At 54.3% G+C, this 11,834-nt stretch carries 13 protein-coding genes and 1 other RNA gene; 8 read left to right on the top strand and 6 right to left on the bottom strand.

The genetic code is table 11. The annotated features are described in order from the left end of the window. The first annotated feature begins 122 nt into the window (after nucleotides 1-122). The 3 genes from mscS to V2154_RS18355 all read left to right on the top strand — a co-directional run bounded on the left by mscS (nucleotide 123) and on the right by V2154_RS18355 (nucleotide 2,665). Nucleotides 123-1,028 carry a small-conductance mechanosensitive channel MscS gene (gene mscS / locus V2154_RS18365; RefSeq protein ID WP_353503348.1) on the top strand — a complete coding sequence of 302 codons (906 nt, stop codon included), beginning with the start codon at nucleotides 123-125 and terminating at the stop codon, nucleotides 1,026-1,028. A gap of 173 nt (nucleotides 1,029-1,201) precedes the next feature. After that, nucleotides 1,202-1,819 carry an arginine exporter ArgO gene (gene argO, locus V2154_RS18360; protein ID WP_353503347.1) on the top strand — a complete coding sequence of 206 codons (618 nt, stop codon included), beginning with the start codon at nucleotides 1,202-1,204 and terminating at the stop codon, nucleotides 1,817-1,819. Between the two features lie 126 nt (nucleotides 1,820-1,945). After that, entirely contained in the window at nucleotides 1,946-2,665 is a 720-nt protein-coding gene (locus tag V2154_RS18355) for an oxidative stress defense protein (RefSeq protein ID WP_072009911.1), read from the top strand. Nucleotides 2,666-2,753: 88 nt separating this feature from the next. Here the strand turns inward: V2154_RS18355 and V2154_RS18350 are convergent, their stop codons facing one another. Beyond that, nucleotides 2,754-3,656 carry a LysR family transcriptional regulator ArgP gene (locus tag V2154_RS18350; RefSeq protein ID WP_034793031.1) on the bottom strand — a complete coding sequence of 301 codons (903 nt, stop codon included), beginning with the start codon at nucleotides 3,654-3,656 and terminating at the stop codon, nucleotides 2,754-2,756. 236 nt (nucleotides 3,657-3,892) lie between these two features. Here V2154_RS18350 and rpiA point away from each other — a divergent pair, with 236 nt between their 5' ends. Both rpiA and serA read left to right on the top strand, forming a co-directional pair. After that, nucleotides 3,893-4,555 carry a ribose-5-phosphate isomerase RpiA gene (gene rpiA / locus V2154_RS18345; RefSeq protein ID WP_278881272.1) on the top strand — a complete coding sequence of 221 codons (663 nt, stop codon included), beginning with the start codon at nucleotides 3,893-3,895 and terminating at the stop codon, nucleotides 4,553-4,555. A 394-nt stretch (nucleotides 4,556-4,949) separates the two neighbouring features. Next, nucleotides 4,950-6,188 (top strand): phosphoglycerate dehydrogenase, encoded by a 1,239-nt coding sequence (serA, locus tag V2154_RS18340; RefSeq protein WP_353503346.1) that lies wholly within the window; start codon nucleotides 4,950-4,952, stop codon nucleotides 6,186-6,188. 115 nt (nucleotides 6,189-6,303) lie between these two features. Here serA and ydgU read toward each other — a convergent pair whose 3' ends face one another. From ydgU to zapA, 5 genes are all read right to left on the bottom strand, one after another. Then, entirely contained in the window at nucleotides 6,304-6,402 is a 99-nt protein-coding gene (gene ydgU / locus V2154_RS24970) for a small membrane protein YdgU (protein ID WP_456863683.1), read from the bottom strand. 108 nt (nucleotides 6,403-6,510) lie between these two features. Beyond that, nucleotides 6,511-6,942: an acid resistance repetitive basic protein Asr gene (asr, locus tag V2154_RS18335; protein ID WP_034790559.1), complete on the bottom strand. Its 432-nt coding sequence runs from the start codon at nucleotides 6,940-6,942 to the stop codon at nucleotides 6,511-6,513. 301 nt (nucleotides 6,943-7,243) lie between these two features. Continuing rightward, nucleotides 7,244-7,840: a 5-formyltetrahydrofolate cyclo-ligase gene (locus V2154_RS18330; RefSeq protein ID WP_353503345.1), complete on the bottom strand. Its 597-nt coding sequence runs from the start codon at nucleotides 7,838-7,840 to the stop codon at nucleotides 7,244-7,246. 39 nt (nucleotides 7,841-7,879) lie between these two features. Then, nucleotides 7,880-8,063, bottom strand: a non-coding RNA gene (ssrS, locus tag V2154_RS18325) — 6S RNA. A 63-nt stretch (nucleotides 8,064-8,126) separates the two neighbouring features. Then, nucleotides 8,127-8,456, bottom strand: a complete 330-nt coding sequence (gene zapA / locus V2154_RS18320; protein ID WP_034793021.1) for a cell division protein ZapA — start codon at nucleotides 8,454-8,456, stop codon at nucleotides 8,127-8,129. 260 nt (nucleotides 8,457-8,716) lie between these two features. On the opposite strand from zapA, the gene V2154_RS18315 reads away from it, so the two are divergent. From V2154_RS18315 to ubiH, 3 genes are read left to right on the top strand one after another with little or no spacing between them, the layout of a single operon-like run. Continuing rightward, nucleotides 8,717-9,289, top strand: coding sequence for a YecA/YgfB family protein (locus V2154_RS18315; protein WP_034793019.1), 573 nt, complete (start codon nucleotides 8,717-8,719; stop codon nucleotides 9,287-9,289). A gap of 45 nt (nucleotides 9,290-9,334) precedes the next feature. Further along, entirely contained in the window at nucleotides 9,335-10,651 is a 1,317-nt protein-coding gene (gene pepP, locus V2154_RS18310) for a Xaa-Pro aminopeptidase (protein ID WP_353503344.1), read from the top strand. Nucleotide 10,652: 1 nt separating this feature from the next. After that, entirely contained in the window at nucleotides 10,653-11,831 is a 1,179-nt protein-coding gene (ubiH, locus tag V2154_RS18305; RefSeq protein ID WP_353503343.1) for a 2-octaprenyl-6-methoxyphenyl hydroxylase, read from the top strand. Nucleotides 11,832-11,834: the final 3 nt, after the last annotated feature.

Here is an 11,834-nt window from a genome sequence, read left to right as displayed (position 1 = left end):
CCCGCAGGGTTGGCACTTCAACGCATTGTTAGTTACCCTTAAAAGCTTGAGGAGTCCATCCGCTGGTTTTTTCAGCGTGGTTTTTCTGGTTACCCGCGTGGGTACTTTTAGGGGTGTTTCGAATGGAAGATTTGAACGTTGTAGGCAGCATTAACAATGCTGGAAATTGGCTAGTGCGCAATCAGGAACTGTTGCTGCACTATGCCGTGAATATTGTCGCCGCGATCTTTATCCTGATTGTCGGTTTGATTATTGCTCGCGTGCTGTCAGGTGCAGTGAGCCGTGTGATGAAACTGCGTGGCATTGATCTGACGGTGTCAGACTTCCTTGCTGCGCTGGTGCGTTACGCCATCATCGCCTTCACGCTGATTGCCGTGCTGGGCCGTATTGGCGTGCAAACCACCTCCGTCATCGCGGTTATCGGTGCCGCCGGTTTAGCCGTAGGTTTGGCGCTGCAAGGCTCGCTGTCGAACTTCGCTGCGGGCGTGCTGCTGGTTATCTTCCGTCCCTTCCGCGCCGGTGAGTATGTCGATTTAGGCGGCGTTGCGGGTACCGTGACGCAGGTGCAGATCTTCTCCACCACGCTGCGTACCGTTGACGACAAAGTGATTGTGGTGCCGAACGGCAAAATTATCGCGGGTAACATCATCAACACCTCTCGCGAGCCAAACCGCCGTACCGAGATCATCGTTGGCGTCGGTTATGACTCCGATATCGACACGGTGAAGAAGGTGCTGGGCGACATTATTGCGGCCGACAAGCGCATTCAACACGACAAAGGCGTAACCGTTCGTCTGAACGAAATGGCGGCTTCCACGCTGAATTTCGTGGTGCGCGTATGGACCACTAACGGCGATGCGCAGGAAGTGAACTGGGATCTGCTGGAAGCTTTCAAGCGCGCGCTGGACAAAAACAACATCAATATTGCTTACCCGCAGATGGATGTTCATCTCTATCACGTGGCCGATGCCGCCGCGAGCCAGCAGGAAGATCAGCGTTCAATCGGGCAAAAAGGCGTGGCGGAATAAGCCTCCTTCAGCTCGAATCCAACAGGCGCCTGCGGGCGCCTTTTTTATGCCTGTGACTCAGGCAATTAGGTAATTAGCGGAGCTTATGAAGGATTAGAATTATCAATTTCCGCTAATGACCAAGCTCGCATAAACTGCGCGTCATTCCACTTTGGATTTTTAAGGATTTCGACGTGCTGGCAATATTTTTTCAAGGGTTAGCGATGAGCGCGGCCATGATCTTACCCATCGGGCCGCAAAACGCTTTTGTAATGAATCAGGGGATTCGTAAACAATATCACCTGATGATCGCCTCGCTCTGCGCCATCAGCGACGCCCTGCTGATTTGCGCCGGCATCTTCGGCGGCAGCGCGCTGCTCAGCCAGTCACCGACTATTCTGGCGCTGGTGAGCTGGGGCGGGGTGGCCTTCCTGCTGTGGTACGGCTGGGGCGCGTTTCGCACCGCCTTTGCCAAAAATCCTGAACTCGCACAGGCGGAAGTGGCGAAGCAGAGCCGCTGGAAAATCGTGGTCAGCATGCTGGCCGTGACCTGGCTCAATCCGCACGTCTATCTCGATACCTTCGTGGTGCTGGGCAGCCTCGGCGGCAGCCTGAGCAGCGACGAGCGCTCGTGGTTTGCGCTGGGTGCCGTGATGGCGTCGGGTATCTGGTTCTTCGGCTTGGCCATACTGGCCGCGATGCTCTCCCCTTGGCTCAACAGTGGCAAAGTGCAGCGAGTGATTAACTTCGTGGTCGGCGCGATCATGTGGGGAATTGCCGTTCAACTGGCTCGTCAAACGCTGCACATGTAAACTTTCCCGCCGGGCATTTTTAAGATTTTGTCCCTAATCTTCCCCTGTTAATTGCTCTACTATGCTAGGGTTTTGAGGTTAGTGAACGAGTTTAATGCCAAATCTGGAATGATTAATGGAGGCACTGTGAAATTAAAAGCATTGGCGATGGCTGCAATGTTGGGATTAGGGACGTTACCTGCTGCACTTCAGGCTGCTGAGGTACCTGCGGGTCCCCACGTAGTAACGTCAGGGACTGCCAGCGTGGACGCAACGCCGGATATTGCGACACTGGCGATTGAAGTCAATGTATCGGCCAAGGACGCCGCGTCAGCGAAGAAACAGGCTGACCAGCGCGTGGCAGAGTATTTTGCATTCCTACAGAAGAACGGTATTGAGAAGAAAGATATCAACGCCGCTAACCTGAGCACACAACCCGAATATAACTACCTGAAAGATGGCGGCACCGAGCTGAAAGGCTATCGCGCCGTGCGTCAGGTTCAGGTGACTTTGCGTCAATTGGATAAGCTGAATGACCTGCTGGACGGTGCGCTAAGCTCCGGCCTAAATGAGATTCGCTCGGTAGAGCTTGGGGTGGCGAACCCAGCAAGCTTCCGCGATCAGGCTCGTCAGAAAGCGATTGATAACGCAACAGAGCAGGCTAAATCACTAGCCGAAGGCTTCCACGCCAAGCTCGGCCCGGTTTACAGCATTCGCTACCACGTCGCCAACTACCAGCCAATGCCGGTAGCGCGTATGTACAAAGCGGCTGAAGCCTCTGCGCAAAGCGACGCGGCGCAAACGTACGAGCAGCAAAGCATCCACTTTGACGATCAGGTCGACGTAGTGTTTGAGCTGCAACGCTAAGTCGTTGATTGCTTAAGCTGATTATTTAAGTTTAATGCTTAAAAAGAAAAACCCGCCTCGGCGGGTTTTTTATTGGCTAGAATGCCAATCAATCCTGACGCAGCACCTGACGGCCGTGGGCCAGCAGGGCGTCAGTGACTTTACGCATCATGCGGCTTTCTGGCGCGAAACGGTGCCAGAACAGCATCCGGCGCTGGAACAGGCCCGGCGTCAGGTCGATCAGTTCGCCGCTTTCCAGCTCTTTCTCGATTTGCAGATGTGGGATCATACAGCAGGTGGTTCCCTGACGAGCCAGCTGCACAAAGGCTTCTGACGAGTTAACGATGTGGCACGGCACGCTGCCCGGCGATAAATCGAAGTTCTGCTGCAAGAAGGCTTGATGCATATCGTCGAGATGGTCAAAGGCCACGGCCGGAGCTTTGAGCAGCGCCGAGCGGGTCACGCCGTTGGGGAAATAGCGATCGGCAAAGGGCTTGGAGGCGACAAACAGATAGTCCAGCGCGCCCAGTTGGTCTACCAGACAGCTCGGTAAAGGCTGCGGTTGAATACTCACTGCGCCCACCACTTCGCCGCGACGCAGGCGCTCTTGGGTGCGGGTTTCGTCTTCCACCTGCAAGTTCAGGCGAATGGGCGAGTCGACCAGCACGGATTTCAGCGCGGGCAGCAGCCAGGTCGCCAGACTGTCGGCGTTGACCGCCAGCGACAGCAGCAGCGGCGTGTCATTGCTGTCGGTGCCGCTGTCATTGCCCAGCCACTCCTCCTCCAGCAGTTCCACCTGATGTAACAGCGCCAGCAATTTTTGCCCTTGCTCAGTCGGGCGCGGCGGTACGGTTCTGACCAGCAGAGGCTGGCCGAACAAATTCTCGAGCTGCTTGATACGTTGAGATACCGCCGATTGAGTGATGCAAAGCTTCTGCGCGGCGCGCTCAAAACCGCGCTCGCGGATCACAGCGTCCAGCGCCTGAAGCGTTCTATAGTCTGGGCGTTTCATCGGAGTTCTGTCCCTTGGATTTAATTTATTCAAACACTATGCCACAGATTTAGCGCATTTGGGGTGGACTAAAACGGCTCTCCCCGCAAGTTATTGCCAGCCGACGCTGCGCCATAACTTGCCCTGCCGACTTATATAAGTGTGATCTGGCTCGGAAGGCGACTGCCCAATTTGCGGGGACATGCTTTATAATCATTGGCGTCGTTCCCCGTATGCAAAACAGCAGAGAAGCCATGATGACTCAGGAAGAATTAAAGAAAGCAGTTGGTTGGGCCGCGCTTGATTACGTGACTCCAGGCACCATTGTTGGCGTTGGCACCGGCTCTACCGCCGCCCATTTTATTGACGCATTAGGCTCCATCAAACATCAAATCGAAGGCGCGGTTTCCAGCTCAGACGCCTCCACCGCGAAACTCAAAAGCTTGGGCATCCACGTTTTCGATAGCAACGAAGTGGATGAACTGGCGGTGTACGTTGACGGTGCTGATGAAATTAACCATCAGATGCAGATGATCAAAGGCGGCGGTGCGGCACTGACGCGTGAAAAGATTATCGCAGCGATCAGTAAGAAGTTTGTTTGTATCGTTGACGCGTCCAAACAGGTCGACGTGTTGGGCAAATTCCCACTGCCGGTCGAAGTGATCCCGATGGCGCGTTCTTACGTGGCGCGCGAATTGGTCAAGCTGGGCGGCCTGCCAGAGTATCGCCAAAATGTGATCACTGATAATGGCAATGTGATTCTGGACGTGCACAACTTGTCGATTCTCGATGCCATCGCGCTGGAAAATAAGATCAACAGCATCGCGGGCGTGGTTACCGTCGGTCTGTTTGCTAACCGCGGCGCAGATATCGCGCTGGTCGGCACCGCAGACGGGGTCAAAACCGTCACGCTCAAGTGATCTGACTGCCTGAGCGATAAGTAGAAGATCTGGCTGCGCGAGTTTCGTCGCAGCCAGTCATGCTGCGGTCATAATGCAATGTTATGAAGATGATAATTTACCGCCTGAATCATCTTTTCTTCGCAAGGCCGAATTTGGTGACTTATGTCACATTCCTGCCCCATACCTCGGTAACATCCGGCTGCAAATTTCTTCCTCAGCATTAAATTCTGTAAAGCCCTCGGCTGACTGAGGCTTCTGCTAGCCACGAGGCAATCGTTTGTATTGATGATGGCGAATTTTTTGTTATGTTGGCTATGTTGCTGCCTCACGGCCGCCACGTCAGCTTTAAAAACACCATCGGTTGCACACGTCGTCAGTCAGAATAATCAGTCAGAACAAATAGGGTCGGGAAATGGCAAAAGTATCACTTGAGAAAGACAAGATTAAATTTTTGTTAGTGGAAGGCGTCCACCAAAGTGCGGTTGATACACTCCGCGCCGCGGGTTACACCAATATTGAATTTCACAAAGGTGCTTTAGATAACGAATCGCTGAAAGAGTCGATCCGTGATGCGCACTTTGTTGGACTCCGATCGCGTACTCAACTGACTGAAGAAGTATTCGCCGCTGCTGAAAAGCTGGTTGCCGTAGGCTGTTTCTGCATCGGGACCAACCAGGTTGACCTGAATGCAGCCACTAAGCGCGGTATTCCGGTCTTCAACGCGCCGTTCTCTAACACTCGCTCAGTGGCTGAAATGGTGCTGGGCGAAATGCTGCTGATGATGCGCGGTATTCCGGCTGCCAACGCCAAAGCACACCGCGGCGTGTGGCACAAACTGGCCGTCGGATCGTTTGAAGCGCGCGGTAAGCGTCTGGGTATCATTGGTTACGGCCATATCGGTACACAGCTGGGTATTCTGGCCGAAGGGCTGGGGATGCGCGTCTTCTTCTACGATATCGAAAGCAAACTGCCACTGGGCAATGCGCAACAGATCGCCAGCCTGAACGAACTGCTGCAAACCAGCGACGTCGTCACGCTGCACGTACCAGAAACCCTGAACACCAAAGATATGATCGGTGCCGATCAACTGGCACAGATGAAGCCGGGCGCACTGCTGATTAACGCCTCGCGCGGCACGGTGATTGACATTCCGGCGCTGTGCGACGCTCTGCGCAGCAAGCATCTGTCCGGCGCGGCTATCGACGTTTTCCCGGAAGAACCAGCCACCAACAGCGACCCGTTCGAGTCTCCGCTGTGCGAGTTTGATAACGTGATCCTGACTCCGCACATCGGTGGTTCAACCATGGAAGCGCAGGAAGGTATCGGCCTGGAAGTGGCGGGCAAACTGGCGAAATACTCTGACAATGGTTCCACCCTGTCAGCCGTTAACTTCCCAGAAGCCTCTCTGCCAGCACATGGCGCAAACGTCAGCCGTTTGCTGCATATCCATGAAAACCGTCCGGGCGTGCTGACCAGCATCAACCAGATCTTCGCCGAGCAGGGTATCAACATTGCCGCGCAGTACTTGCAGACCAGCCCACAGATTGGCTACGTGGTTATCGATGTTGAAACCGATACCGCGACGCTATCGACTGCGCTTCAGCTGATGAAGGCCATTCCAGGCACCATTCGCGCGCGTCTTTTGTACTGATTTGATTGGCTGAAATGAATAACAAAGCCGCCGCAAGGCGGTTTTTTTATGTCTAAAATTTGGCGAGTTTTGGGTTTGGAGAGAGGGGAATTGCGGGAAAAGCGAAAGCTGAGTATTAGAGCACTTCGAACTGCATCAGGAAGGAGAGGGTGATTAGACCGCAGAGGATCAAAGAACTGAGTGTGATTTCAAAAAGGTAGCGGCGCAGCATCATTATCAGCCCCTCAAGATAGTAAACCAGAGAAAAAAACACCCGGCGAACCGGGTGTTGAATAATCAGTCTTACTAACAGTGAGTGAATACTCTCACCAAGACTTCTTACTTATTTAGCTGCTGGAGCAGCTTTTTTAGCATGTTTCACGTGTTTTTTAGCAGCCTGAGCTTTCTGTGCTGGAGCAGCTTTTTTAGCATGTTTCACGTGCTTTTTAGCAGCCTGAGCTTTCTGTGCTGGAGCAGCTTTTTTAGCGTGTTTTACGTGCTTTTTAGCAGCCTGGGCTTTCTGAGCTGGTGCGGCTTTCTTCGCTTTTTTGTGTTTCTTAGCAGCCTGGGCTTTCTGGGCAGCTTTCTTGTGTGCTTTCTTATGCTTAACAGCATGCTTAGTTGGTGCTTTTGCAGCTGGAGCAGCAGCCGCTGGAGCAGCGGTAGTTGCAGCTGGCGCAGCAGCAGGAGCTGGTGCAGCAGTAGTGTCAGCAGCGAAAGCTACAGAAGACAGACCCATTGCAGCGGCAACAACCAGAGCTAATACTTTTTTCATGTTTAATTCCTCAAGAATTTCGGTTTAAGTGTCTACCCCACTGCGGGGCCGATGGAAGAATAATAGGCGTGTCGAACCGCGTTGTCCGTGAGTGATTGGTTTCGGCGTGTAACGCTCTGTACAAGTCTAAAAAAACATTAATATCAATAAATTAAAGTTTTCATGTGACTTCGGTAATGTACAAAATACTAGCTTAGTTACAACATACTGAACTTATTGCATACATAAGGAGAACATAAAGGGTTAGAACCAGGGGGAGGGGGCGAAAAGATGAAGGTTAAACCGCGGGATTAGACGAGGCTTACCACTGCCACACTTTGCCAGGGGTGATCACTTCAGGCAGAGGCACGTCCCAATGCTCTACCGGCAGGTTGTCGACCTGCTGGCAATCGTGCGCCAGCCCGATGGGATAGGGACCGCCGTCCTGCCAATTTTCCAACGTGCGGTCGTAGAAGCCGCCGCCCATGCCTAAACGCTGCCCGTGGCTATCAAAGGCGACCAGCGGCGTAAGGATAATGTCCAATTCGGATAAAGGCACAATCTGCGTGGCGTCGAGGGCCGGCTCGAGGATCTTCAGCTTATTGCGTACCAGAGTGGTGTCGGGGTCATAGCGCAGAAAAAGTAAGTTGCCGGGTGTGAAAGGGTGCAGCACCGGCAGGCAGAGCTGTTTGCCATCTGCCCACAGTCGCTGAATCAGCGGCGCGGTATCCAATTCGCCATCAAAAGAGAGAAACACCGAAATCGTACTGGCACCTTGAATACGCGAATGTGTCACCACGCGATCTGCGGCTTGAAGCGCAAAAAGACTTTGCTGTTCGGACGTGAGATTGTTTCTGCGTTGACGGACTTCAGTGCGAATTTGTTGGCGGATTGATGCGTGCTGGGGAGTGTTCGACATAGATACAACAACCAAAATGGGGTGTACCGGCTAGAAAGGGGAATCTCCGAGATGCCGTCGCAGGCTGTAACCCTTGAACCCATGGTTCAAGGTGAACGTGCTGTCGCAATCTTTAGGCTTCTCGGACGGACCGAGCATGCGCACCGATTACGGATCATCACATTCTGTTGGTACTAATTATCGGCTCAGGGGACGGGCCCGCTGGCGAACATCTCAGAGAAATTTTTTTACTCATTGCTGACTGCCTGTGACGAGCAAATCAACAACTTAGTATGAGTCATCGAACTTATTCGAAAGGAGCCCCTTCGCGTTCCGATATCTTACCTTGTTCGAGCAAAGCTTGCTCGATGGTTTGTTGCAGCATCCGAATACGTTGTTCCATATTGGAGGCATAGTCACGGGTTTTCAACCGTTCTTGAGCAAGTTCGTGACACACATTCAGTGCCGCGATGAAAACTAACTGCTCTGTATTGGTGACTCTAGTGCGAACTTTAAGATCTTGCAACCGCTGATTAAGATCCTCAGCAGCCATGTTCAATGCTTCTTGTTGTTCTGGCGGACAATTCACTCTTAACGAGCGGCCAAAAATTTGAATATCTACCGGTTGTGCAGACATGCCACCTTCCTGCCTTCTTTGAACGCCGCGCCAACACAAGCACTGTAACTCGTACAGGTCGTTGGAAGCGGCCTCACTATAACTATCTCAATACCAGGTTACAACCCCATGACGAACTGATTGCTGGATGTTTGTCCAGTGCATTTGCCGGCCAAAGAGAGGCTCAACAACTGCCATTCGCTGGTCTGCTAATCTGGTACTACGACTGACCTTGGTGGTAGCATAACACGAACTTAACCGACCAACGATGGCGAATACGCATGTCTATTGAGAATACTTATCCTACTTATGATTCGTTGGATCACGCGCTGAAACAGCAATCTGTCGCGCTGACCGCGGCGGAAATGCACGGACTTATCAGCGGCCTGCTGTGCGGCGGTAATCGTGACGGCAGCTGGCTGACGCTGGTGCATGACCTGACCAATGAAGGCATGGCCTTCCCCCACACGCTAGCGGACCTGCTGCAACAGCTGCGTAAAGCCACGGCTGACACGCTGGAAGATGACAGTTTTGAATTCAACATGTTAATGCCGGACGACGAAAAGCACATTTTCGAACGCGCTGACGCCTTAGCTGGTTGGGTAAATCACTTCTTGCTGGGTCTGGGCATGATGCAGCCGAAGCTCGCCAAAGTGAAAGGCGAAGTGGGCGAAGCCATTGACGACCTGCGCAGCATTGCCCAGCTCGGTTATGAAGAAGATGAAGACCAAGAGCAGCTGGCTTCTTCTTTGGAAGAGGTGGTCGAATACGTTCGCGTGGCGGCTATCTTATGCTTCGGCGAATTTGGTCACAGCCACCCGCTGGCACCGGAAAGCCCGCGCACGCTGCACTAATTAGTCATATAACAATAAATTAAAACCGTTTCGGGAGATGAAGTGATGACTCAGCAGGAATTCGAAAATCGCCGTCAGGCTCTGTTAGCCAAGATGGCACCGGGCAGCGCGGCAATTATCTTCGCTGCCCCAGAAGCATTGCGCAGTGCTGACAGTGATTATCCTTTCCGTCAAAACAGTGACTTCTGGTATCTCACCGGGTTTAACGAGCCGGAAGCCGCGCTGGTGCTGGTGAAAAGCGATGAGAATCACAACCACAGCGTGCTGTTTAACCGCGTGCGTGATTTGACTGCTGAGATCTGGTTCGGTCGCCGTCTGGGTCAGGACGCGGCACCCGCTAAGTTGGGCATCGACCGCGCACTGCCGTTTGATGACATCAACACGCAACTTCATCTTCTCTTTAACGGTCTTGACGCGCTGTATCACGCGCAGGGCGAATATGCCTATGCTGACGAGATCGTCAATCGCGCTATGGACAAGCTGCGCAAAGGCTCACGCCAGAGCCTGAGTGCGCCGGATACCGTCATCGACTGGCGTCCTATCGTGCATGAAATGCGCCTGTTCAAATCGCCGGAAGAGATTGCCGTGATGCGCCGCGCCGGTGAAATCACCGCCATGGCCCATACTCGCGCCATGGAAAAATGCCGCGCTGGCCTGTTTGAATACCACCTTGAAGGCGAAATTCATCACGAATTTAACCGCCACGGCGCGCGTTTCCCTTCCTATAACACTATCGTTGGCAGCGGCGAAAACGGCTGCATCCTGCACTACACCGAAAATGAATCCCAGCTGCGCGACGGCGACTTAGTGCTGATTGACGCGGGCTGTGAGTTCCAAGGCTACGCAGGTGATATCACCCGCACCTTCCCGGTTAGCGGCAAGTTCAGCAAAGCGCAGCGCGAAATCTATGACATCGTGCTGGCTTCAGAATACAAAGCGCTGGAAGTGTTACGTCCGGGCAGCAGCATCCAAGAAGCCAACGAAGCCGCCGTCCGTGTGATGCTGGAAGGTTTGGTCAAGCTCGGCATCCTGCACGGCGACGTCGACACCCTTTATAGCGAGCAGGCGCACCGCCCGTTCTTTATGCACGGCCTGTCCCACTGGCTGGGGCTGGATGTGCATGACGTCGGCAACTACGGCAGCCCTGAGCGCACCCGCACTCTCGAGCCGGGCATGGTCCTGACCGTCGAGCCGGGCCTGTATATCGCGCCAGACGCCGATGTCCCTGAGCAGTATCGCGGCATTGGTATCCGTATCGAAGATGACATCCTGATCACCGCCGACGGCATTGAAATCTTCACCGGCGACGTGGTGAAAGAGGCCGATGACATTGAAGCCCTGATGGCGGCGGCCCGTAAATAATATGAGCATTATTATTGTTGGCGGCGGGATGACCGGCGCCACGCTGGCACTGGCCATCTCCGCGCTGACTCATGGCCAACTGCCGGTGCATCTGATTGAGGCTTCTTCGCTGGGTGGCAATGGTCATCCGGGGTTTGACGCCAGATCCATCGCGCTGGCCCAAGGCACCTGCCAGCAGCTGGCGCGCATCGGGCTGTGGTCTGTCTTATCCGATATCGCCACGCCAATCAGCGACATTCATGTTAGCGATCGCGGCCATGCGGCCTTTGTGAATCTCAATGCCGGGCACTACGGCGTAGAAGCGCTGGGGCAGGTGGTTGAACTGCACGGCGTGGGCCAACGCCTGTTTGCCAAGCTGCAAGAGGCTCCCGGCGTGACGCTGCACTGCCCGGCGAAAGTCACCGACGTGCAGCGCACGGCTGACGGCGCCAGCGTGACGCTCGACAACGGCGACGTGCTCGACGGCAAGCTGCTGGTGGCGGCAGACGGCTCTCACTCCATGCTCGGCAAAGCCTGCAACATTCGCTGGCAGCGCGAGGATTACGGCCAAATTGCGGTGATCGCCAACGTCGTCACTGGCGAACCTCATCGCGGCCGGGCTTTTGAGCGTTTTACCGAGCACGGCCCGCTGGCGCTGCTGCCGATGTCGAAAGGGCGCAGCTCTTTGGTCTGGTGCCACCCGCGCGAGGCGCAGGCTGACATTGATAGCTGGAGCGAAGAGAAATTCCTCGCCGAGCTACAGAAAGCCTTTGGCTGGCGCTTGGGTAAAATGCAGCAGGCGGGCAAGCGATTCAGCTATCCGCTGCAATTGCAGACCGCCAACAGCCATATTAGCCATCGACTGGCGCTGGTAGGCAACGCCTCGCAAACCCTGCATCCGATAGCGGGTCAGGGCTTCAACCTTGGCCTGCGTGACGTCATGACCTTAGCCGAAACCGTGGCGACGGCGCATCTGGCCGGCAAAGACATTGGTAGCTACCGAGTGTTGAGCGGCTATCAGCAACGCCGCCAGCCAGACCAGCAGGCGACGGTCGGCGTGACTGACGGCCTGATCCACCTTTTCGCCAATCGCTATGTTCCCTTGATGGTCGGGCGCAATCTCGGCCTGATGGCGATGGAAGGCATTACACCTTTACGCGACGCCTTTACCCGGCGCACGCTAGGTTGGGTAACCCGCTGAACC

It is taken from the genome of Ewingella sp. CoE-038-23 (assembly GCF_040419245.1).
Classification (GTDB): Bacteria; Pseudomonadota; Gammaproteobacteria; order Enterobacterales; family Enterobacteriaceae; genus Ewingella; species Ewingella allii.
This window is presented reverse-complemented; position numbering and strand designations above follow the sequence as displayed.

What these genes read in the sequence shown, in the direction of transcription:
- mscS (WP_353503348.1), top strand. Translation starts at nt 123, where the DNA reads ATGGAAGATTTGAACGTTGTAGGCAGCATTAACAATGCTGGAAATTGG.
- V2154_RS18350 (WP_034793031.1), bottom strand. Translation starts at nt 3,656, where the DNA reads ATGAAACGCCCAGACTATAGAACGCTTCAGGCGCTGGACGCTGTGATC.
- rpiA (WP_278881272.1), top strand. Translation starts at nt 3,893, where the DNA reads ATGACTCAGGAAGAATTAAAGAAAGCAGTTGGTTGGGCCGCGCTTGAT.
- serA (WP_353503346.1), top strand. Translation starts at nt 4,950, where the DNA reads ATGGCAAAAGTATCACTTGAGAAAGACAAGATTAAATTTTTGTTAGTG.
- ydgU (WP_456863683.1), bottom strand. Translation starts at nt 6,402, where the DNA reads ATGATGCTGCGCCGCTACCTTTTTGAAATCACACTCAGTTCTTTGATC.
- asr (WP_034790559.1), bottom strand. Translation starts at nt 6,942, where the DNA reads ATGAAAAAAGTATTAGCTCTGGTTGTTGCCGCTGCAATGGGTCTGTCT.
- V2154_RS18330 (WP_353503345.1), bottom strand. Translation starts at nt 7,840, where the DNA reads ATGTCGAACACTCCCCAGCACGCATCAATCCGCCAACAAATTCGCACT.
- zapA (WP_034793021.1), bottom strand. Translation starts at nt 8,456, where the DNA reads ATGTCTGCACAACCGGTAGATATTCAAATTTTTGGCCGCTCGTTAAGA.
- V2154_RS18315 (WP_034793019.1), top strand. Translation starts at nt 8,717, where the DNA reads ATGTCTATTGAGAATACTTATCCTACTTATGATTCGTTGGATCACGCG.
- pepP (WP_353503344.1), top strand. Translation starts at nt 9,335, where the DNA reads ATGACTCAGCAGGAATTCGAAAATCGCCGTCAGGCTCTGTTAGCCAAG.
- ubiH (WP_353503343.1), top strand. Translation starts at nt 10,653, where the DNA reads ATGAGCATTATTATTGTTGGCGGCGGGATGACCGGCGCCACGCTGGCA.